This is a genomic window from Spirosoma utsteinense (assembly GCF_014282275.1).
GTDB classification, from domain to species: domain Bacteria; phylum Bacteroidota; class Bacteroidia; order Cytophagales; family Spirosomataceae; genus Spirosoma; species Spirosoma utsteinense.
This window is the reverse complement of sequence record NZ_VFIA01000055.1, coordinates 1-21,471: the sequence shown is the minus strand read 5'-3', so window position 1 is coordinate 21,471 and position 21,471 is coordinate 1. Positions and strand designations below refer to the sequence as shown.

The window sequence follows — 21,471 nt, the reverse complement described above, 5'->3', positions numbered from 1 at the left end:
AATGGTTGCCAATTACCTACCTGCTACCAACGCTTCGCTGTTGAGGCCCTAACGGGCCTGTCTGGATTTTCCCATTCCGCCAGGCCCGTTAGGGCCTTAACAGCGAAGCGTTGGTAGCAGGTAGGTAATTTGGTCACCTTGTGAAAAAAAACAACGCCTGACCGGATCATGTCGATCCAGCCAGGCGTTGTCAATGGATGAGCAAAACTAGTTCCGCAACGGCTTGCCACCCGTTAGCAGGCTTTGAATTCGCTCCAGCGTTTTCTTCTCGCCCGTTAACGACAGGAATGCCTCGCGTTCGAGATCCAGTAGGTACTGCTCCGATACGGTTTGTGGCGAGGTCAGATCACCACCACAGATGACGTAGGCCAGCTTGTCGGCGATTTTCATGTCGTGGTCCGAAATATAACGGCCCATGTGCATCGCGGTTAGGCCGGCTTTGAACAGGGCGATACCTGTTTTGCCCTGCACCTTAATGTCCGTCCGCATTTTGGGTTGCGTATAGCCATTGTCGGCCAGTTCGATGGCGGCTTGCTTGGCTTCGGCAATCAGGCGGCTGCGGTTCAGCACGATCTGATCGGTAGGACGGAGGTAGTTCATCTCGCGGGCTTCCTGCGCCGATGTCGACACTTTCGCCGTAGCGATGTTCATGAAGATGTTTTGCAGGATGTTCAGTTCCGGATCACCCGCCTGGTACAGGTCCGATGCGCGGGCGGCCATCTCTTTGGTACCACCACCAGCAGGAATCAGGCCGACGCCCACTTCTACCAGACCAATATAGCTTTCGGCGTGAGCCACGGCCCGGTCGGCGTGCAGCACCGCTTCGCAGCCACCACCCAGGGTAAGCGTGTGCGGAGCCACCACTACGGGAATGGCTGAGTAGCGCAACCGCATGATGAGTTTCTGGAACTGAGCAATCATCAGGTTGACCTCGTCGAACTCCTGCTCCACGGCATACATGAACAGCGTACCCAGGTTGGCACCCGCCGAGAACGCTTCGGTCGAGTCGTTACCGATCACCAAGCCCCGGAAATCTTTCTCTGCCAGGCTGATGGCTTTGGTCAACCCCTCGGAAACTTCCGTCCCGAAGGTGTTCATCTTACTCCGGAATTCAAGATTGAGAATACCGTCGCCGATGTCGTAAATGGCCGCGCCCGAATTTTTCCAGACAACGCCATTGCTCAAGTTTTCCAGAATCGTAAACTGCTCCACGCCCGGAATCGCCTGGTAGCTCTTCGTCGGGATGTCGTAGTACTGCCGTTTGCCGCCCTCTACTTTATAGAAGCTGTCGAAACCGGCGTCGAGCATTTCATACACCCAGGGCGCGGGTTTTTGGCCCTGCCCTTCGATCATTTCCAGCCCTTTCCGAACGCCAATGGCATCCCAGGTCTCGAACAGGCCCAGCTGCCAGCCGAAGCCAGCCGTAATAGCCGCGTCGATGCGGTACAGCTCGTCCGAAATTTCGGGAATACGGTGCGTAGCGTAGGTGAAGCCATCGGCGAAAGTCCGGCGGTAGAACTCACCCGCCTTATCCTGACCGGCCACGAGTACCGGGAATCGCTTTTTCAGATTATCGATCGCCTTTGTACTCTCCAGCGTCGTGAACTTTACTTTCTGTGATGGCTTGTACTCGAACGTATTCAGATCGAGCGCCAGGATTTCGGTCTTGCCGTTGGCGTCTTTCGACTTCTTGTAATAGCCCTGACCGGTCTTGTCGCCGAGCCATTTGTTTTCCATCAGCTTCTGCACCGAAGCGGGCAATTCGAATGACGACCGTGCTTCGTCATGCTCCATCCTGACGAGGTTACCGGCGACGTTAACGGTCGTATCCAGCCCGACTACGTCCGACAGACGGAACGTGCCCGATTTAGGGCGACCCGCTACCGGACCTGTCAGCTTATCGACTTCTTCCACCGTCAGGCCCATGTCTTCGGCCACGCGAATGGTCTGGATCAGCGACTGGATACCAAGCCGGTTGGCAATGAAGCCGGGTGTGTCTTTGCAGAGAACAGTAGTCTTACCGAGGTACAGATCACCGTATTTCATCAGGAAATCGACCACGGCCGGGTCTGTATCGGGGCCGGGGATAATTTCCAGTAACCGCAGGTAGCGGGGTGGGTTGAAAAAGTGCGTACCGCAGAAGTTGCGCCGGAAATCGTCGCTGCGCCCTTCAGTAAGCAGGTGCATGGGAATCCCCGAGGTGTTGGACGTAATCAGCGTACCGGGCTTGCGATACTGCTCGACGCGCTCGTAGACCGACCGTTTAACATCCAGCCGCTCAACCACCACCTCGATGACCCAATCATAACCGGCAATCTCCTTAAGGTTATCGTCGAAGTTGCCCAGCTTGACACGCTCGGCAAATTTGGGGCTATAGAGCGACGCCGGACTTGCTTTGAGCATCGTCTGGAAGGCGTCGGTAACGATACGGTTGCGTACGGCGGGGCTATCGGTGGTGAGACCCTTTGCCTGTTCGGCCGGATTTGGTTCTTTCGGAACGATGTCCAGCAAAAGAACGTCGGCACCGATGTTGGCGAAATGAGCGGCAATGCGCGAGCCCATAATGCCGGATCCGAGTACCGCAACGCGCCGGATAATTCGATTTTTAAGGGCAGTTTTGGGTTTTTCCAGGGTAGCTTCCATAATTGACAAGGGAACAGGGTAGAATACAGCATACAAATACCTATTGCTCAGGTCAGTATTACTCTATTTTGTCCGCGCTCCGATCGTTTTTGATTTTAGTTAGTTCTTCCACATCACCCAGATCCTTAGGTCGACCTGTGGCGCGTTTCTCGGTAATTAAATCATTCAGGTGAATAACCTTAAAAGGGACATCATCAAACGTAGCATCAATGGCCCGATCATAACAGGTATCAAAATCAACGGATTTGAACGCGTTGAGATCGTAGCCCATATCGAGGGTGAAGCCCCGTTTCCCAACTGTTACGGATGACCATCCGAACAGTAGCGGAACATCTTTCAGATAACTGGCACCAGCAACCCCATTCTCGGATAAAGCCGCAATCAGCCGATCTTTGTTTTCAGCGTCGACACGAGCCCAAAGATCCAAATCCTGCGTAGCGCGGATATAGCCATGCATGGCAATGGCCATCCCCCCAACCATCATGTATTTTACCGCATGCCTGTTCAAACTCCTGAATAAGTCTTTTACCTCATCACGACTGATATCCATTTGTTTGGGTGGATTGCTGGGGTTAGCCCGATAAAACGCGGTTACAACGCCCATCAGACGCTCAACGCTCAACATACGCTCATCAACGGGCAATTGCAATGTTGTATTCATGCCACTACAGGTTTAGTCGAGGGGCAGTTCTTCGGGTTCACCCGCTTTGATTTTTATGTTTTCTTCTTCCACGATCCGGTTGATGTCTTTCATGACCTCCATGAACGTGACCAGCTTGTCGAGCGGAATACGCTCGCGGATCATGTTGTTGAACTGGATAACGCCTTCCCGGGCCATTTCCCGTTTTTCGCGGCCCGTCTCGGTCAGGTAGATCCGGACGAATCGCTTGTCATTACCGTCTACCTCGCGCCGAATCAGGCCGCGCTCTTCCAGACTTTTCAGCATACGAACCAGCGACCGGGGCTCCATACCCAGCAACGGCCCGATTTTAGTGGCTGGCGTGCCTTCGTCGAGGTCGATGTTGAGCAATACATAACCGATCGCCATCGTCAGGTCATAGCGGGATGCGTGGGCGTTATACATCCGTGAAATGGCGTGCCAACCCCATTTTATGTGGAAGTCAACGGTTTTCTCTTTCTTCATAGCAGGTGTCGTTCTGTCCAACATGGCCCCGTAAATCTACCATTTTTTTATAAAACAGTATGCACGCATACGGTTTTATTCAGCCAGCAATTTATCCACAAGCTGGTTAAACTCATCGACGTACTTATCGTAGTACATACCCGTTCCCGGCCCGCTGAAGCCAGTGTGGATATGACGAACCTGCCCCTTTTTATCGATAAAAATGGTAGTCGGGAAAGCCACGACAGCGTTCAGATCGGGTAGGGCTTGGCTGGCCTGCGCTTTGTCGTTCGTACCTGCCAGCAGAACGGGGTAATCGATGTTGAATCGCTGTTTCATCCGGTCGATCTTTGGCCCCGACACGGCCATTTCCGGCGACCGCTCAAAAGACAAGCCTAGAATTTCGACGCCCCGGCTCTTGTTTTTCTTGTACCAGGGGCTGAGAAAGTTCGTTTCGTCCATGCAGTTGGGGCACCACGAACCCATGATCTGCACGATGGTCACCTTGCCCTTGAACCGGGGGTCAGCCAGCGAAACGGTATTGCCGTTTGGTTCGGGGAACGAGGCTTTGAGCGTTTTGGCACCCGGCTTGAGGTAGGTCAGGCTGGCCGGATCGGGCAGTTTGGCGTTAGGGTCGAGTTTGGCCACCCACGACTCGTAGCCCGACACGCCCGCCCAGAAACCACCATTGATCGTTTTCGTTGCCGGGTTATATTTCGCTTTGAACAGATACAAATGAGAACCGCCGTCGAAGCTGGACATGAAGAGGCTATCGCCTACGACATTACCATCCAGGTAGCGATAATCGCCGGTGGTGGTCAGGAAGGTACCCGTCAGGCGGGAACCGGTTTGTTTGAATACGCCGATCGCATCCGTCGTGTCGACGTTGCCGGATTTGCTCTCAAAATCGGTAGCCCAATTGCCGGTCAGGTTTGCACCGCCCGTTTTTTCGTCGGGGGTAAAACGGTATTTTACGCCTAATTCCGCTTCAAAGGGCAGGCTTTGCAGTTGCTGGGCCGTCCGTCGCCGACGCCATTCGCCCCGGAGCGTACTCCCGTCTATCTTTGCAACCAGTTCTGACTCAAACAGGGCCATCGGGATATGAATGGAATCACCCTGAACGGTAGCGGGGTCCATTTTTAGCCGTTCGTTGCCGTTGAGCGCAAACACGGTGTATGAACCGGCCTTGTCGGCCACCGGCTGGATATCGAGTCCGAACGGTAGCTCACCACCCTGAGTTTTCAGGACGGCCCGGTATTTGCCGGGTTCAACAGTTGCTGGTGACCCGCTGGAGCAGGCTGCAACCGAGAGGTAAACTAGAACTCCCCAAATAAGAACCTTGTGTTTCATCGAATCTATGTACTTTTTTTAGTTTATTTCCTTATGCAAATCCTACTTTCCCAACGCGACACAACCAGAATTAGTTATTCTGCTCACATTTGGCTCAACAAATTAGTTTTCATGCGCTTACTATTTACCAGCCTTTTCTGTTTCTTATCAATAACTTTATTCGGGCAGTATCAGCAACGCTCAGCTATCCTGACAGACCGTAAAGGCAGTGTTCTCTCAGGTACTCTTCGTTTCTACGATTGGGACAAAAGCCCAACCTTTATCGAGTTTTCTGCGGATTCGTCAGCGTTGGTGAAACAGATACCTGTTCGAAGTATACAGAAATTGCTCATAAACAATGGGCCGATCTACGAGGGTTTGTATACAAAATTACCTTATTACACTACAGTCCCAATTGCTGTTGGCGGCAATCCTGTAGACCATATTGATTCAACTTATTATCTGGCCGAGTTACTACTCGATAGTGAGCCGGTAAAGCTGTATCGTTTTTTTGACCAAAATGCCAACGTACGATTCATCATTGAGAAATACGACACCTTGACTGTATTAAATGATTTACACATTCAAATTCAGAAGAGAGACGCATTATTTACCTTCGAAGACCACATTTATAGAAGACAATTACACTCGTTGCTTCAGGAATGTCCTACCTTAATAACAAAGACCGTCCTTTATACTGAAGCAAGTCTGATTAACCTGCTTAAAGAGTATTTATCTTACTGTCGAATAGACGCTAAAATCTATCTTGAGCAGAAAAAATTGGGGAGACCTATCGTTGGGCTGGGCGGCTTTGGTGCATCATGGCAAAGCGCCGAAGGTAATGCCAGAGGCTATGGTCTATCTATCCAGATGCTGCTTCCGCGTCTGCTTCATAATACCTTTGTCTTGTTTGACATTGGCAAGTTTGATCGAAACTCAACGTTGGGACAGGAAACGGCCCTTCAAATAGGTTTATATGCAGGCCGATATTTTGGTCGTCATGCCATTCAGGGCAAACTATACACAGGCTTTTCAACCGTTTTTGGTATGCTCGATACAGGCGTTGGTATTAGCTACCGAAAAATAGTCGCTATTGAAACCCGCTACCCGGTATTTACCGGAATTTTTAGTGGATTCAAGGAGACTGGCTATAGTACTTACCTTCATCCATCGTTTACAGTGCGTGCTGTGTTTCCACTTGTTTCGTCAGCCCGTAAACAAACGTCGCATCAATGACGTACGTTAATATGTCTTTTCTATGCCAACTACTTACCACGAACCTGTTCTATTACAAGCCTGTATCGACGGACTCAATCTGACGCCGGGCGGAATTTACGTCGATATTACATTCGGTGGCGGTGGTCACAGCCGGGAAATTCTGAACCAACTGGACGGGGGCCGACTCTTTGGCTTCGATCAGGACGCCGATGCCCGCGCCAATGCCACGGCTCTCAACGACCCACGCCTGACGTTCGTGGCTTCGAACTTCCGTAACCTGAAGCGGTACATGCGTCTCTACAAGGTGGAGCAGGTAGACGGGATTCTGGCCGACCTTGGTATTTCGTCGCACCAGATCGACACGCCCGAGCGCGGTTTCTCGACCCGTTTCGACGCCGACCTCGACATGCGCATGAACCAGCAGGGCGACCGCACGGCCCGCCAGGTGGTCAACGAATATAGCGAAGCCGACCTGCACCGGATTCTGGGGATGTACGGCGAAGTGACGAATGCTAAAACGCTGGCGGCTGCTATTATCTCGGCGCGTTCCAACCAGCCGCTGAAAACGGTTAACGACCTCAAAGCGGTACTACAGCGCTATGCCCCCCGCGGCAAGGAAAACAAATATGCCGCGCAGGTATTCCAGGCGCTCCGGATCGAGGTAAACGAGGAGTTGCTGGCGCTGGAAGAGTTTCTGGAGCAGGTACCCGACGTACTAAAGCCGGACGGACGGCTGGTGGTTATGTCGTACCACTCGCTGGAAGACCGGCTGGTCAAGAACTTCATCAACAAGGGCAAATTTCAGGGCGATGTGGAGAAGGACCTGTACGGTAACGAGCTCAAACCCCTACGGAGCATCACCCGCAAACCCATCGAAGCGACACCCGACGAAGTAGCTCGTAACCCCCGCGCCCGCAGTGCCAAATTACGCATCGCCGAGAAACTATAGCCCACGGTTTCAACCGTGGGTTCTAACGTTTCAACCGTGGTTACGCGCGAATCATGGGTTACGCGCCCCCGAGGGTTATGCGCCCGGTAGGTGACGCCCACGTATTCATTCCTTATTCGGCCCCTGATGCTTCATCGGTTTTAAATAAACCGTCTGCCGACCGGCGAGCCAGTCGGGGTCGATGCCGGTAACGCCGAACACGCGGTCCCAGCTGCGTTCGAAGCAATGGGCGGCATCGGTGAAGGTGGTCGATACGGTCAGGGCGCGCTCATAAAACGCGCGTGGTTGTTTCCGGATTAGATCCCGGTGAACGGCGAATTGTGCGCCCAGCACAAAGGTATATAGTGGTGGGCCGTCGGTGTCGAACAGCGCCCGATGGAAGCCGCGCATGTCGAGGCCGCGCCCATCCTCGTTTTTGCTCCAGGGCCTGAACAGCCGGTCGCCCTGGTCGTCGTCGGTGTCGATGAGGTGCCCCAGCCAGATGAAGTCGGCTGCGGGTTTTTCTCTACCAGGTTCGCTGAACTCCCGCAAAAACTTCTTGAAATCGTAGGCATGGTCGAAGGGTTTGCCCTGACAGAAAATGGTCCAGTCCGCCAGCGAGTCGTAGCGGTCGACGATGTGATGCAAATACGTATGTGCTTCCCGCCCGATATTGGGTAAGCGGATTGCCCGGTCTCCCCCCGACGCGTCGGCGCTTTTGTCATAGACCGTTACGGTCAGCGTAGCGGGGCGTTTGCGAAGCCAGCTCAGGTCTTCGGCATATCGGGCAACGACAAGTTCGGTCATAGGGCTTGGGTAACACAGCAGCCACAAAGTTATCCCATGTGGCTCTCTTTCCGGTTCAGCGTTAGTGACCGATACGGCAATCGAACCCGCGTTACCGGGCTTCCTTCTGTTTGTCGACCATCCATCGGGGCGGTTCAATCTGCGGTTAAAAGCTTATTTTTACCGGGAGACAAACAAACTACCATGAAACGAACGTGTTTTACTCTCATTACCACGCTCACGCTATATAGCATGACTCAAGCACAACCCATAAAGCCGCCTAAGGCGGCTATTAAGCCCAAAGAGCTGATCACAAACGGCCACAAACGAATCGATAATTACTATTACCTCAACGAGCGCGAGAACCCGGAGGTCATCAACTACCTGAATGCCGAGAATACGTATCTCGACCAGGTACTGGCCCCCGTAAAAGAGCTACAGGAAAAACTGTTCGACGAGCTGAAAGGCCGGATCAAGCAGCAGGACGAATCGGTGCCCTACAAAGAGGGCACCTATTACTACTACACCCGGTTCGTTACCGGTGGCGAATACCCTATTTACTGCCGGAAGAAAGGTTCGTTGCAGGGTGCCGAAGAGGTGATGTTCGATGGGAACGCGATGGCAAAGGGCCATAACTACTACCAGATTGGCGGGTATGAAGTGTCGGACAACGATGAACTGGCCATTTTTGCGGAAGATACCGTGAGTCGGCGGCTCTACACGCTGCGGGTGAAAAACCTGAAAACGGGTAAGCTTTATGCCGAAGCCATTCCCAACACCGAAGGGGGAAGTTTTGCCTGGGCGACGGATAATAAAACCCTGTTCTACGTCAGGAAAGACCCGCAAACATTGCTTGGTTACCGGGTCTACCGCCATACGCTCGGTACCAATACCAAGGCCGATGTGCTCGTGTATGAAGAGAAAGACAACCAGTTCTACATGGGGCTGGGCCGGTCGAAATCCAAAAAATATATTACGATCGGTTCCGACCATAACGGCGTAGCTACCGAGTATTACCTGTTGGAAGCCAGCAAACCGACGGGCGAGTTCAAAACGTTTCTGCCCCGCGAGAAAGGCCACGAATACGATATCGTGCATTACAAGGACAAATTTTATGTCCGTACAAACTGGAAAGCCGAGAATTTCCGGCTGATGGAAGTGCCTGAAGGTAAAACCGCCGATCGCACGGCCTGGAAAGAAGTGATCCCGCATCGGCCCGATGTGTACCTGGCTAACATGGATGTGTTTGCCAACCACCTCGTATTGGGCGAGCGTAAAGCAGGTCTGACCAATATCCGGGTCATCAATCAGAAGACCCAAGCTGATGAGTACCTGAACTTTGGTGAACCAGCTTATGTGGCTGGCATCGGCTATAATCCTGACTTCAATACGAACGTCCTGCGCTTCGGGTATGCCTCTCTGACAACACCCAGCTCCACCTTCGATTACAATATGGACACGAAGGCCAAGACGTTGATGAAAGAGCAGGAGGTATTGGGTGGGTTCGATAAGAACAACTACGTGTCGGAGCGGGTCTACGCTACGTCGCGCGATGGCGTTCAGATACCTGTATCGATCGTGTATCGCAAGGGCACCAAGAAAGACGGTTCGGCTCCGTTGCTTCAGTATTCCTACGGCTCCTATGGCTACTCGACCGATCCGGGTTTCAGTTCGGCGCGGCTGAGTCTGCTGGATCGGGGCTTCATCTACGCCATTGCCCACATCCGGGGCGGGCAGGAAATGGGTCGCCGGTGGTATGAGGATGGCAAGATGCTGAAGAAGAAGAACACGTTCAACGACTTCGTGGATGTGTCGGAATACCTCATCAAGAACAAGTATACCAATACCGATAAGCTGTTTGCCATGGGCGGTAGCGCGGGTGGTCTGCTGATGGGCGCGGTAATCAATCAGGCTCCCCAACTGTACCGGGGGGTGGTGGCCGCCGTGCCGTTTGTCGACGTCGTGACCACGATGCTCGATGAGAGCATTCCGCTGACGACGGGCGAATTTGAGGAGTGGGGCAATCCGAAGAACAAAGAATATTACGACTACATGCTATCGTATTCACCCTACGACAATGTTGAGAAGAAAGCGTACCCCAACCTGCTCGTGACGACCGGTCTGCACGATTCGCAAGTGCAGTATTGGGAGCCCGCCAAGTGGGTCGCCAAGCTCCGGACGATGAAAACGGATAACAATCAGTTGCTCTTACACACCAACATGGAAGCCGGTCACGGTGGTGCGTCGGGTCGTTTCCAGGCGCTGAAAGAGATCGCGCTGGAGTATGCGTTTATGCTAAATCTGGTCGGGGAGAGGCAGTAATTTACAGCCCTGCCAGTGGTCGTAGACCCTGGTAGTGGCTACTGTCTTTTAACAGCAACTAGCCACTACCAGGGTCTACGACCACTGGCAGGGCTGTAAAACAAGATCGGGGTTGCATTGAACGTTAGCAACGTTCAATGCAACCCCGATCTTGTTTTATACGTTTATACCTTACCGCCGTCCGCGGCCACCGCGCCGGTTTTCGCCTTTGGGGGCGGGCGTTTCGGAGCGTTTGCCGCTGCTGCGGGACGATGACGGTGACGAGGAGGTGCCACGCGACGAGCTGCCTGAACGGCTATCGCCCGAACGGGAACCGCCATCCCGACGGCTGGAGCCTGACCGACTGGACCGGCCGCTGTTGCCTGAGTCAGTAACGTGTCCGGCTTTGTCGCTGACGAGCGCGAAATCCATGCTCCGGCGGCCGAGGTTCGTTTCTTTCACGCGAACCACTACCTGATCGCCGAAGGTGTACATCTTCTTGGTCCGGCTACCGATGATGCGGTAGTTTTCCTTGTCGAATTCGTAGAAGTCGTTGCTCAGGTCCTGCATCCGGATAAGCCCCTCGCAGTTGTTCTCCGTGATCTCGACGAAGATCCCGAACTCGGTAACGCCCGAGATAACGCCTTCGAACGTTTGGTTGGGGTCCATGCGACTCATGAACTCGACCTGCTTGTACTTGATACTGGCGCGTTCAGCGTCGGATGCCATTTTCTCGCGGGCCGATGCGTGCTTGCACTGATCTTCCAGCGTATCGCGGTCTTCGGGCTTGCCCTTGTCCAGATAGTGCTGCAACAACCGGTGGGCCATCATATCGGGGTAGCGACGGATGGGCGACGTAAAGTGCGAATACCGCCGGAAGGCCAGGCCAAAGTGCCCCAGATCATCTGTACTGTAGCGTGCTTTCGACATCGTCCGGACGGCCAGTTGCGAGAGCATACTCGCTTCGGGTTTTCCTTCGATGCTGGCCATGAACCGGTTCATGGAGTTGGACAAGTGCTCGTCGTCCACGTTCAGCTTGTAGCCCAGGCGACCGGCAAAATCAGCGAACTGCTGCAACCGGTCGGTGTCGGGTCCTTCGTGAATCCGGTACACCATCGTGTTCTCTTCGCCCTTCTTGTTCTGTTTCGAGAGCAGGTGTACGTACTCGGCCACGCGTTTGTTGGCCAGCAGCATAAACTCCTCGATGAGCTTGTTGGTGTCCTGCCGAAGTTTCGGATAGACCGATAGCGGAACGCCGTTCTCGTCCAGTTTAAAGCGTACTTCAACCGTTTCGAAGTTGATCGCGCCGTTCTTGAACCGTTCCGTGCGGAGCTTGTGCGCCAGTTCATTCAGCAACTGAAGTTCGGACAGGTAATCCCCGTTGCTGTTGTTCAGAATGTCCTGTGCTTCCTCATACGAGAACCGGCGATCGGAGTGAGTAGCCGTGCGGCCAAACCATTCCTTAACGATCCGGGCTTCGGGCGTCAGTTCGAACACCGCCGAGAAGGTCAGTTTGTCTTCGTTGGGCCGGAGCGAACACAGGCCGTTCGACAGTTTCTCGGGCAGCATCGGTACCACCCGGTCAACGAGGTATACCGACGTAGCACGTTTAAACGCTTCCTCTTCCAGCCGCGAACCGGGCTTCACGTAGTTCGTGACGTCGGCGATGTGAATACCGATTTCGTAGTTGCCGTTGTCGAGCATCTGCACCGACAGCGCATCGTCAAAGTCCTTCGCATCGACGGGGTCGATAGTGAAGGTCGTTACGTCGCGCATGTCGCGCCGTTTGGCCAGGTCTTTCTTCAGAATCTTGGTCGGGATAGCTTCGGCTTCTTCCTCCACATCCTTCGGGAAGTCGATGGGTAAGCCAAACTCAGCCAGAATAGCGTGCATTTCGGTGTTGTTCTCACCGGCCGCGCCCAGCACTGTAATGACTTCGCCTTCGAAGCGCTGCTTGCCGCCCCCGCCCGATGGGTATTTGGTAAGCCGTACAATGACTTTATCGTCATCGGTAGCGCCACTCAACTTCTCTTTCGGGATGAAAATATCTTCGTAGACCTTTTTGCTATCAGGGATCACGAAACCGTAAGTTGGCCACACTTCGATGCGACCGACCAGTTCGGTACGGCCCCGCTCAACGACGTTGGCTACTTTGCCTTCTACGCGCCGGGAACGGTTGCCCGAATCCGAGAATTTCAGTACCCGAACCCGGTCGCCGTCGACGGCTCCGTTGAGGTCTTCGGTCGACACCCAGATGTCGTCGCTCCGTTCGCCCCGGATGCCGCTGGCCGTGGCTGGCACTATGAATGCAAACTTCGAATTGACGTGGTCGACTACACCCTCGATCAGGTTGGCGGCCTGGTCGGCCCGGTAACTGCCGTCGGGCTGGCGAACAAGGGCACCTTCGTCGGTCAATTCGTGGATCAGGCCGTGCAGGATCAATCTCGTTTTACGGTCGCCCGTGTTGAAATGATCGAGTACCTGTTCCTGCGTGTACGATTCCTCATCGTTGATCTGAAAGAACGCCATCAGGTCGTTCTTCAACTCATCCAGAAACGAGTCGGTCTGTTGGATCGGGCGGATGGCCCGATTTTGTTTTTCTACCCCTTTTTCGCGGGGTCGTGTTGCGGCCGCCGGGCTACCCGTAGCCGGTTTGTTACCAGCGGGTCGGCCCGGTGCGGAGCGACTGTATTTATCTTGTTTCGGTTTTCCGTTTTTCATTATGTATTCACTGGGCTTAGGCCTGTGATGTGTAAGAGCGATGTATACCCGATTACGGAAGCCTCTATAGGTTTAATACCGTATTGGGGCCTGTTAACTCGATCTGCGGGTATATCGATCGCTGTTCGTGATTGCTCGTTACCTACGAGCGGAGTTTTGCCCAGGCTTAACAAAAAGTCTGTGCCATGGGATGCAGGCAACTACCTTGCCAGTAGGGGTCTGTTCAGGTAGTAACCCGATAAATAACCGTCTTGTTAGGAAGATGAAAACGGCTTTATGCGTGTAAAATGCCTTCCAGCCCCAGAACGGGTACCGTTACCAGATGTTCTTCAACGATGCTGTCCGGTACAAAAATGAACTTCTTGTCAAAGATCTGCTCATCAATGAAATAGCTCACCCAATATTCGTTGTTCAGGTGGAAGACATCGGGCATGATCGTTTCTACTACTTCGTAGGCCCCTGGTTGTACCTCCACGAAAAAATGCCGGAGCGTAGACGTCTTCTGTTCTTCTTCATCTTTCAGGCCGTAGCCTTTCGATGTTACGAACACAGTCTTGATGGGTACGTCTTTCTGATTGATCAAGAATACCTGCCAGTCGTAGCCGCCAACAATGTTTTCTTTACGGGCTACTGCTATCTGTACGCCCTCGACGGGCAAAAAATTAATGTCTTTCTTCATAAAAGAGGGGAATACTGCCTAAGTCGGGATGCGCCGGACTTTACGAATACCGCCTTTGCGATCAATCGGTTTAACCGGCGTATCTGTTCTAGCTGCGTTCCAATGTTTTTTCAATCAATTCCATATCAAATAAACTGGCCATATGTTGCCGAACGTGAGCCGCTACGTCAGCGAGCGACACGGCGTGACCCAACTCTGCGGCTAATGACGTAACGGCTTTATCGGCAATACCACAGGGGACAATATGGTTAAAATAACTCAAATCTGTGTTGACGTTCAAGGCGAAGCCATGCATCGTTACCCAACGGCTGGCCTTTACGCCCATCGCGCAGATTTTCCGGGGCCTTGGTCCATCGGCATGGTCGAGCCAGACACCCGTCAACCCATCGATACGGCCCGCATCGATCCCGTAGTCGGCGAGGGTTAGAATGATGCTCTCCTCCAGCAGCCGCATGTACCGGTGGATATCCGTAAAAAAGTTGTCCAGATCCAGAATAGGATACCCGACCAGCTGACCGGGACCATGATACGTAATGTCACCCCCGCGCCGTATTTTAAAAAAGGTAGCACCCAGCTCGTTGGTTAGTCGGTTCTGATCGACCAGCAGATTATCGACATGGCCGCTTGTGCCGAGCGTGTACACGTGTGGATGTTCGCAAAAAAGCAGGTAGTTGGACGTGTGTTGCTGTGCCTCGTCCGGCAGGGTTCGGTTTTGTAGTTTCTGGTCGACAATACCGGCGAACAAACGCTCCTGCTCGTCCCAGGTTGACTGGTAGTCCACTAGACCTAATTCCCTGATTTCTACTTGCTTATTGATGTGACTATTCATTGTTTTACGGAAAATGCGGGGCTTCCGTTCCTTTAAATAACAGCAAAAAGGGGGGCTTTCGTTCGATTTATACCGTGTAACCTCCCACCGTCAATGGCCCAGCACAACGAAACCGGTAAACAGGGTGAACAGGAAGCCGCCCGTTTCCTACAGGAAAATGGCTACGAAATAATGGCCCGCAACTTCCGCTATCAGCATGCCGAAGTCGATCTTATTGCCAGGAAGGGAAAGCTGCTGGTGTTTGTTGAAGTGAAAACCCGAACCAACCTTAGCTTTGGCAATCCCGAAGAATTCGTGTCCTATACTAAAGCCAAACTGGTGATGAAGGCGGCCGAACATTACATCTTTACCCATGACTGGCAATTCGATGTCCGCTTCGATATTCTCGCCATTTCCGTAGCGGGTGCCGAAATAAAGGTGAAGCATGTGGAAGACGCCTTCTTCTGATTTCTCCAGTTCGACTCATTTGGGATTTCCTCAATAAAAAAGACCGGGTGATCCACCCGGCCGTTTTTGAGACACCTTACAGAAATTAGTTTATAAGCCTCTCCGGCCTGATGTTGTCGAAATCATGTGTAGCCAATTGAAACGACTCAATTGTGGATGGCAAAGTAAGCAGAAACCGAGTGAACTCGGCTCAGATTGACGGTAAACTGGCGGTTTATGTGTGTGAACGGTAGTATGCTAGGCATAAACGGCTTTTTAATCTACTAGATTAATAGATTTTTAACGCATCTTTTACGTGCTTTTTTCGTTTGTATTAGACAAACAATTGCCATCCAACTCAATGTTGATAAACGTGAAATTTCACTTTTGGCGCTCGGCCCTAGCACTGCTGGCTTCGGGTGCTTTTTTAATGACGTCCTGTAAAGATGCGGAAAACGTCGCTCCGGTAACGTCATTGTCCGAGACCGCTTCAGACGCGGATGTGAACAAATGGGTGCTGGATACGATGTCGACCTGGTACTACTGGAACGACAAATTACCCGCGAATCCTAATCTGGCTCAGGACCCGGAAAGCTTTTTCGAGTCGTTGCTTTATAAGAATCCTTCTGATGGTGACCGTTTTTCCTGGATTCAAAAAAGCGCCGATGAGTTACGGTCGAGTTTGAGCGGTTCGACGAAAACAGACGGTATGGAGTTTCAGTTGTACCGCCAGCCGGGTGGTACTAATGCTCTGGTAGGTTCGGTGCTGTATGTGTTGCCGGGTTCACCAGCTGATAAAGCAGGTATTAAACGGGGTGATCTCTTTACCTCGTTGAATGGTCAGCCATTAACGACTACCAACTACGGAGATTTATTCGGTTCATTGGGTGATGTTCGTTCGTATGGATTCTCGACTGTACAGAATGGCCAATTGTCCAATACCAGCACACCGAAACAGGTAACAGCCACCGTGTTTCAGGAAAATCCGGTCTTTAAGGATTCTGTGTACACAATGGGTGGAAAGACCATTGGCTACCTGGTATATAACCAGTTTATCAACGGGCCGGGCGGATTCGATGACCACAGTTATGATCAGCAGGTCGACAATGTCTTTGCTAAATTTAAGGCTAGAGGGGTGAACGAACTGGTTCTCGATTTGCGCTATAATCCGGGTGGTTCCGTTACGGCTGCTGTTAATCTGGCCAGTTTGATTAGCCCTAAAGCCACTAATTCAACCATTTTTGCCAGTTATGAATACAACAAGGCATTCATGGATTACATCCGTAGCGAAGGAGCTATCGATCAGTTACGTTACCCTTTTGTTTCGAAGGCGCAGAATATCGGCAGTAACCTTCAGCGCGTATTTGTGCTGACAACGGGGCGCACAGCATCAGCCAGTGAACTTGTTATCAACGGGCTCAAGCCATATATGAACGTGGTTACAATTGGTGATACAACAGTTGGTAAAAATGTTGGTTCGCAAACGTTCTATGATCCAACCGGTCGGATCAAGTGGGGTATACAACCTATTATCACCAAAATATTCAATGCAAAAGGGCAGTCGGATTATACCAATGGTTTTGCGCCTAACACGCTGGCCTTTGAGCCGTTGAACCCCAAGGCTTTCGGCGACATTACAGAAACCATGCTTGGCGAGGCTTTTTACCAGATCACGGGTTCACGAACGGCCCGCCGGGGTGCTGTTTCCGGACCCGTATTACAGGAAGTACGTTCTTCCATTGAGCGTAAAGCCGCTGGCAGTAACATGTTCCTGCCCGATAATTTACCAGTTCCCCATAAGTAGGAACGCATATTTTGTGTCAGGAGCAGCCCTACAAGGCTGCTTTTGGCGTTTTATACTGTAACTTTAGCATCAGCAAGCCGCCACATACGATGTACGAGAAAAATATAGGCACTAAGCAGAAAGCATTACGTATCAACCTCGATCGCAAAATTTACGGTTCATTCGCCGAAATAGGGGCGGGGCAGGAAACGGCCGCTATGTTTTTTAAAGCGGGTGGTTCCTCGGGCACAATTGCTAAAACGATGTCGGCCTACGACATGACCTTCAGCGACAGTATCTACGGGGTCGAAGAAAGCGGACGGTATGTGGTTGAGTCGCGGCTGGTGAAAATGCTTAACAAAGAGTATAGCCTGCTGGAGAAACGACTGGCCGAAAAACGCGGACCCGATACGACCTTCTTTGCCTTTGCCAACACCGTCGTTGCGCTAAACTACCAGAAAACCAATGACGCCCACGGCTGGATCGGCTGTCGGTTTCAGTTAAACCCGCAGGCCGGTTTCAACGACGTGATCATTCACGTCCGGATGCTCGACAATGAAAATGTGCTGCAGCAGCAGGCGCTGGGCATCATCGGCGTAAACCTGATCTACGGTTGTTATTACTACGCTAAATCGCCGGAAACGCTCGTGCTCTCGCTGATGGACGATCTGGCTACGGAGCGTCTTCAGATCGATATGATCCGATTCAGCGGCCCCGACTTTGCCGATGTCGACAACCGGCTTATGACGCTGCATCTGGTTAAAAACAGCTTTACCGATGCGGCTTTGTTCGGCTCGGACGGCCAGGTGTTACAACCGTCCGAAGCGCTCTACAAAAAACACATTCTGGTCATGCGGGGGCGGCTCAGGCCCGTTACCAATGTTCAGATGGACATGATCGAAAACGGGGTGAAGCAGTTTAAAGCCGAACCCGATGTAGACGCCGACCGGGTGATTTCGATGGCTGAGCTGACCCTTCATAACCTGAGGGCCAACGACCAGGGAATCGATGAGAAAGACTTTCTGGATCGGGTCGATATCCTGTGTTCGATGGGCCAGACCGTAATGATTTCCAATTACCTGGAATATTATAAACTGGTGGCGTATCTGGCGCGGCTGACCCGCCTGAAAATTGGCCTGGTCGTGGGTATCCCTAACCTGGAGTACATTTTTGAGGAGGGGCACTACGAGTTTCTGCCGGGTGGTATTCTTGAGTCATTTGCAACCCTGTTTAGCCGGAAGGTGAAACTGTTCGTATACCCAACCCTGCGGGAAGGCTTGATCTATACCTGCAACGAGTTCAAACTGCCGCCAACGCTGGAACCGCTATTCCAGTATCTGGTCAGGAACGACAAGATCGAAGACATTACCGACTATAACGAACAGAACCTTCATATCTCGACAGACAGTGTGCTGACCATGATTCAGGAGGGGAAGGATGGCTGGGAACAGATGGTACCTGAACGGGTGGCCAAACGTATTAAAGACTACTGCCTCTTCGGGTACCCGTGCGACGTAGAATATGTGCCTATCGGTCAGCAGGTGCGTCAGAAGCAGGAGGAACAGATCGCCAACGGGGTGTAACACCAGGTCATCCTATTAATAACCAGTAACGGGCCGGTTGATTAGTACATCTAATCAACCGGCCCGTTACTTGATGGACAAGTTTTCCTTAATATGATTTTGTCGGCTGCGTCCGCATCTGTCGTGCCAGAACAATAATGAGGATGCCCAGAATTATGGGGAAAATGCCAATAAAATCCAGCGAATTATCGAATCCGGCTGGTCGAAGCAGTAACGTAAAGGTGAGGCCACCGGCCATCAGCACATTGGCAAAGTGAATGGCATTTGTTGTGCCAACGGTGTTTGCTCCCCGGGCGGCCATGAAAGCATACATAGTCTGAACGGCCTGCAGGAAAGCATACATCATCGCCCAGAAGCCCAGGACATCGACAAATCCTTTGACCGTACCGTCAGAAAATATAAAAATGGCTATCCCAAAGCCAAGATCCGTGAGTCCGTGGAGGATACCCCAGATGTTATTTTTCTGTTCCTGGTGCGTAAAGGAGTAAATCAGTTGACATATACCGGCAATGACAGCCATTGCCCCGATGATATGACCAGATTGGGCGGAGTAGGAGCTGGCAAAAACAAACATAGCCCCCCCAATCAAAATATACAGTACACCACGGGCGATCAATAGCCACGAGCCTTGAGTTGTTGAATGATTAGGTTCCATTGCGTTGCGTTGAGTGTTATTGGCACACAACGCCCCGTCATATATGTTTGTTTCTGGGAATGAGGGAATAGAAAACCGCGCCGTTACAAAACCCAGCACGGCCAGCGCCCGCCGTTAGGACCGATGTATCGAAAGTCTGATAAACCGGATCATTTCACGGATACACAACAGGCCAAAGCCAACAGCCGCCACGTAATGGAATGTATTGACCTGTTCCCACATCATAAACGGGAGTACAACCAGTATACCCGCTACAAGGAGTATGCTCAACCGATGACGCCACCAGATGGAAGCCAGTTGGAAAAATGCGTCGTCGTACCAGGGAGTCATGGGTATTGAAGATCTCGAATTCATGGTATGGGTTAGTTAAGCGTTTACGACACAAAGCGCCTTTGTAGGTCGTTGCTCCCGCGATTTAATAGCGTGTTAGGAGCGAAACGGCTGCCTGTCAAGGATTTATTTCTATCTGGATAATAGATAGTTGTCCTGTTTTGACGCAGCTACTGACCGTGCGTCACTACCGCATTCGTACGGGCTATAAAAAATAGATGATGAAAGTAGTCTATGGAGGACGCTATAGGGTAAAGCCTTGCTGGCTTTATAGCCCGGGCGTTACGGGCAAACCACACTTACAGTTTATGCCCGCAGTATTTGCAGTAGACCGCATCCGGCTCGTGGCCCTGCCGGCCGCAGTTTGGGCAGGCCTGCGGATTAAGGCCCCGGCGATTGGTAACCCCTGTCAGGCTCACAGCCACAATACCCGTGGGAACCGCAATAATTACGTAACCCAGCATCATTGTCAGGCTGGCAATGAGCTTGCCCATCGGCGTAATAGGTACAATATCACCATAGCCTACCGTGGTGATGGTAATAATAGCCCAGTAAATACTCACCGGGATGCTTTCAAATCCGTTGGTGCGTCCCTCAACCACATACATCATGGCTCCCAGGGTAATGACGAGTGTGAAAATGGCCACGAAGAATACCGTTATTTTGGCCCGGCTTTCCCGTAATGAATCGGCGAGGAGCGAGGCCGCCGTAGTGTACTCGTGTAATTTTAAAATCCGGAAGATGCGCAGCAGCCGCAGGATACGAATGACCGCCAGCTCATGGTGACCAACTAAAAACAAGCTCAGGTAAGCCGGCAAAATAGCCAGAAAGTCGACCAGGCCGAAGAAGCTGAAGAGGTAGCGCAAGGGGTTGCGTACGGCAACCAGCCGCAGGATGAATTCGACGGTGAACAAGAGGGTAAACGCCCATTCGAAAAGGTGAAACGCAGGGCCCATGTTCCGATCCCGTGCCAGCGACGGAACACTCTCCAGCATAACGGTCACCACACTCAGTACAATAAGTATGAGGAGCGTTACGTCGAAAGCCCGCCCTGCCCAGGTATCACTTTCGAAAACAATATTATGCAGCCGATGCCGGATGCGTTGCCAGCGAGTCTGCATACAGGTTGATCGTCATTTGCTGGTGTAAACGGATGATGAGGCTGGTTGTTTAAGGAAATCCAGCGCCTTTTTTACTGCCTGAGGGTTATTCGGAACCGGGTTGAAAGCGATTTGGTCGGCCCGTCTGATCCTGAATCGTGAACAGCTTCCCCGGCTGGCAGGTTGTGTGTCAACGGAAAAGGAAACCTTTATCTGCATCCCTTATTACATCACAGCATGGAAACGATTTATGATTGGCTCCTCACAAATATGGGTAATGCCCATGTCAGAGGTAACGAAACGCATCACCTGACCATCCTGAATGTTCAGCGCGAAACAGACCAGGCGGGTATGGCCACACTCGACATAATGGCCAGAACCGACAAGTTCGAGATGCTGAATTTAGTTGTTTGCCCCGCTGAGAAGGACGGTTCGTCGACTATTGACCCAGCTGAGTTGAAGGGCAGAACGTTTCAGGATAGCCATTTTTTTGCCACTGATAAGCAGGTGATAGCTTTCCTGCTGGAAGGGAGAACACCCGAATCAGAGGCCGCAGCCGGCTCGTCGGGCTTTCGGGTATTTACGCTGGAGCCGGCGAATGGTTCGGGCGATCTCACGTTCCCACCTTCTCCGGAAGAGACGCCTGAGTGAGCGCGTTCGATCCGGCCTCTATGCACTGTTGGCCAGGCTGGCAGCCCGGTTAGTCAACAATACACATTTTTCAGATAAGTTGATGGGTTGCACTCAGACCTCTTGCTAAATATGCTTTCTTTTAGTGAAGTAACTCTAGAGATAAACTTTATTTTAATTCATATTTGGAAACGCTGTATGCTGAGCAACGATACCCGGTAGCTGGTTGATGTTGATTGGTATATAAGTTGTTTATAAGTTAATTTATTTACTCTTCCACGTACTAATCCAATCAAATTATACTAATTCAAAATCATAAAGACGCATTCAGAATGTAGGGAAAGCAAGTCAACTCGATGACTGTCTGCCGACCCGTGAATAACGCTTCAAGAACAGCCCGCAAACGT

At 51.9% G+C, this 21,471-nt stretch carries 18 protein-coding genes; 7 read left to right on the top strand and 11 right to left on the bottom strand.

The window, feature by feature from the left end:
* Positions 1–207: 207 nt before the first annotated feature.
* From FH603_RS25140 to FH603_RS25125, 4 genes are all read right to left on the bottom strand, one after another.
* Complete coding sequence (locus FH603_RS25140) at positions 208–2,643, bottom strand: 3-hydroxyacyl-CoA dehydrogenase/enoyl-CoA hydratase family protein (RefSeq protein ID WP_186741465.1); 2,436 nt, start codon at positions 2,641–2,643, stop codon at positions 208–210.
* A 58-nt stretch (positions 2,644–2,701) separates the two neighbouring features.
* Positions 2,702–3,304, bottom strand: coding sequence for a DUF6036 family nucleotidyltransferase (locus FH603_RS25135; RefSeq protein WP_235985285.1), 603 nt, complete (start codon positions 3,302–3,304; stop codon positions 2,702–2,704).
* Between the two features lie 12 nt (positions 3,305–3,316).
* Positions 3,317–3,787, bottom strand: a complete 471-nt coding sequence (locus FH603_RS25130) for a MarR family winged helix-turn-helix transcriptional regulator (protein ID WP_186741463.1) — start codon at positions 3,785–3,787, stop codon at positions 3,317–3,319.
* Between the two features lie 75 nt (positions 3,788–3,862).
* A complete protein-coding gene (locus tag FH603_RS25125; RefSeq protein ID WP_186741460.1) occupies positions 3,863–5,116 on the bottom strand; it encodes a peroxiredoxin family protein in 1,254 nt (417 codons plus the stop codon).
* A gap of 111 nt (positions 5,117–5,227) precedes the next feature.
* Here FH603_RS25125 and FH603_RS25120 point away from each other — a divergent pair, with 111 nt between their 5' ends.
* Together FH603_RS25120 and rsmH are read left to right on the top strand one after the other, a co-directional pair.
* Positions 5,228–6,331, top strand: a complete 1,104-nt coding sequence (locus FH603_RS25120) for a hypothetical protein (protein WP_186741458.1) — start codon at positions 5,228–5,230, stop codon at positions 6,329–6,331.
* Positions 6,332–6,353: 22 nt separating this feature from the next.
* Entirely contained in the window at positions 6,354–7,262 is a 909-nt protein-coding gene (gene rsmH, locus FH603_RS25115; protein WP_186741456.1) for a 16S rRNA (cytosine(1402)-N(4))-methyltransferase RsmH, read from the top strand.
* 105 nt (positions 7,263–7,367) lie between these two features.
* Here rsmH and FH603_RS25110 read toward each other — a convergent pair whose 3' ends face one another.
* Complete coding sequence (locus FH603_RS25110; protein ID WP_186741453.1) at positions 7,368–8,048, bottom strand: DUF3431 domain-containing protein; 681 nt, start codon at positions 8,046–8,048, stop codon at positions 7,368–7,370.
* A gap of 231 nt (positions 8,049–8,279) precedes the next feature.
* On the opposite strand from FH603_RS25110, the gene FH603_RS25105 reads away from it, so the two are divergent.
* Entirely contained in the window at positions 8,280–10,349 is a 2,070-nt protein-coding gene (locus FH603_RS25105; protein ID WP_235985284.1) for a S9 family peptidase, read from the top strand.
* Between the two features lie 171 nt (positions 10,350–10,520).
* On the opposite strand, the gene rnr is transcribed toward FH603_RS25105, so the two are convergent.
* The 3 genes from rnr to lipB all read right to left on the bottom strand — a co-directional run bounded on the left by rnr (position 10,521) and on the right by lipB (position 14,557).
* On the bottom strand, positions 10,521–13,049 hold the full coding sequence (gene rnr, locus FH603_RS25100; RefSeq protein WP_186741449.1) for a ribonuclease R: 2,529 nt from the start codon (positions 13,047–13,049) through the stop codon (positions 10,521–10,523).
* A 274-nt stretch (positions 13,050–13,323) separates the two neighbouring features.
* Positions 13,324–13,728 (bottom strand): hypothetical protein, encoded by a 405-nt coding sequence (locus FH603_RS25095; protein WP_186741447.1) that lies wholly within the window; start codon positions 13,726–13,728, stop codon positions 13,324–13,326.
* A gap of 88 nt (positions 13,729–13,816) precedes the next feature.
* Positions 13,817–14,557 carry a lipoyl(octanoyl) transferase LipB gene (gene lipB / locus FH603_RS25090; protein ID WP_186741444.1) on the bottom strand — a complete coding sequence of 247 codons (741 nt, stop codon included), beginning with the start codon at positions 14,555–14,557 and terminating at the stop codon, positions 13,817–13,819.
* Between the two features lie 93 nt (positions 14,558–14,650).
* On the opposite strand from lipB, the gene FH603_RS25085 reads away from it, so the two are divergent.
* The 3 genes from FH603_RS25085 to FH603_RS25075 all read left to right on the top strand — a co-directional run bounded on the left by FH603_RS25085 (position 14,651) and on the right by FH603_RS25075 (position 18,349).
* On the top strand, positions 14,651–15,004 hold the full coding sequence (locus FH603_RS25085; protein WP_186741442.1) for a YraN family protein: 354 nt from the start codon (positions 14,651–14,653) through the stop codon (positions 15,002–15,004).
* A 352-nt stretch (positions 15,005–15,356) separates the two neighbouring features.
* Positions 15,357–16,787, top strand: a complete 1,431-nt coding sequence (locus FH603_RS25080; protein WP_317171196.1) for a S41 family peptidase — start codon at positions 15,357–15,359, stop codon at positions 16,785–16,787.
* Positions 16,788–16,876: 89 nt separating this feature from the next.
* Positions 16,877–18,349, top strand: a complete 1,473-nt coding sequence (locus tag FH603_RS25075) for a TonB-dependent receptor (RefSeq protein WP_186741438.1) — start codon at positions 16,877–16,879, stop codon at positions 18,347–18,349.
* Between the two features lie 88 nt (positions 18,350–18,437).
* Here the strand turns inward: FH603_RS25075 and FH603_RS25070 are convergent, their stop codons facing one another.
* The 3 genes from FH603_RS25070 to FH603_RS25060 form a co-directional block, all read right to left on the bottom strand.
* Positions 18,438–19,004: an HdeD family acid-resistance protein gene (locus FH603_RS25070; RefSeq protein ID WP_235985283.1), complete on the bottom strand. Its 567-nt coding sequence runs from the start codon at positions 19,002–19,004 to the stop codon at positions 18,438–18,440.
* Between the two features lie 114 nt (positions 19,005–19,118).
* Positions 19,119–19,358 (bottom strand): hypothetical protein, encoded by a 240-nt coding sequence (locus FH603_RS25065; protein ID WP_186741436.1) that lies wholly within the window; start codon positions 19,356–19,358, stop codon positions 19,119–19,121.
* Between the two features lie 275 nt (positions 19,359–19,633).
* On the bottom strand, positions 19,634–20,455 hold the full coding sequence (locus FH603_RS25060; protein WP_186741434.1) for an ion transporter: 822 nt from the start codon (positions 20,453–20,455) through the stop codon (positions 19,634–19,636).
* Between the two features lie 216 nt (positions 20,456–20,671).
* Between FH603_RS25060 and FH603_RS25055 the strand changes: the two genes are divergently transcribed.
* Positions 20,672–21,085 (top strand): hypothetical protein, encoded by a 414-nt coding sequence (locus tag FH603_RS25055; protein WP_186741432.1) that lies wholly within the window; start codon positions 20,672–20,674, stop codon positions 21,083–21,085.
* The last annotated feature ends 386 nt before the right edge of the window (positions 21,086–21,471 follow it).

Bases quoted from the DNA above. Each gene is read 5' to 3' on its own strand.
- lipB (WP_186741444.1), bottom strand. From the start codon at position 14,557: ATGAATAGTCACATCAATAAGCAAGTAGAAATCAGGGAATTAGGTCTA.
- FH603_RS25135 (WP_235985285.1), bottom strand. From the start codon at position 3,304: ATGAATACAACATTGCAATTGCCCGTTGATGAGCGTATGTTGAGCGTT.
- rsmH (WP_186741456.1), top strand. From the start codon at position 6,354: ATGCCAACTACTTACCACGAACCTGTTCTATTACAAGCCTGTATCGAC.
- FH603_RS25095 (WP_186741447.1), bottom strand. From the start codon at position 13,728: ATGAAGAAAGACATTAATTTTTTGCCCGTCGAGGGCGTACAGATAGCA.
- FH603_RS25140 (WP_186741465.1), bottom strand. From the start codon at position 2,643: ATGGAAGCTACCCTGGAAAAACCCAAAACTGCCCTTAAAAATCGAATT.
- FH603_RS25065 (WP_186741436.1), bottom strand. From the start codon at position 19,358: ATGAATTCGAGATCTTCAATACCCATGACTCCCTGGTACGACGACGCA.
- FH603_RS25130 (WP_186741463.1), bottom strand. From the start codon at position 3,787: ATGAAGAAAGAGAAAACCGTTGACTTCCACATAAAATGGGGTTGGCAC.
- FH603_RS25055 (WP_186741432.1), top strand. From the start codon at position 20,672: ATGGAAACGATTTATGATTGGCTCCTCACAAATATGGGTAATGCCCAT.
- FH603_RS25110 (WP_186741453.1), bottom strand. From the start codon at position 8,048: ATGACCGAACTTGTCGTTGCCCGATATGCCGAAGACCTGAGCTGGCTT.
- rnr (WP_186741449.1), bottom strand. From the start codon at position 13,049: ATGAAAAACGGAAAACCGAAACAAGATAAATACAGTCGCTCCGCACCG.
- FH603_RS25120 (WP_186741458.1), top strand. From the start codon at position 5,228: ATGCGCTTACTATTTACCAGCCTTTTCTGTTTCTTATCAATAACTTTA.
- FH603_RS25075 (WP_186741438.1), top strand. From the start codon at position 16,877: ATGTACGAGAAAAATATAGGCACTAAGCAGAAAGCATTACGTATCAAC.
- FH603_RS25085 (WP_186741442.1), top strand. From the start codon at position 14,651: ATGGCCCAGCACAACGAAACCGGTAAACAGGGTGAACAGGAAGCCGCC.
- FH603_RS25070 (WP_235985283.1), bottom strand. From the start codon at position 19,004: ATGGAACCTAATCATTCAACAACTCAAGGCTCGTGGCTATTGATCGCC.
- FH603_RS25105 (WP_235985284.1), top strand. From the start codon at position 8,280: ATGACTCAAGCACAACCCATAAAGCCGCCTAAGGCGGCTATTAAGCCC.
- FH603_RS25125 (WP_186741460.1), bottom strand. From the start codon at position 5,116: ATGAAACACAAGGTTCTTATTTGGGGAGTTCTAGTTTACCTCTCGGTT.
- FH603_RS25060 (WP_186741434.1), bottom strand. From the start codon at position 20,455: ATGCAGACTCGCTGGCAACGCATCCGGCATCGGCTGCATAATATTGTT.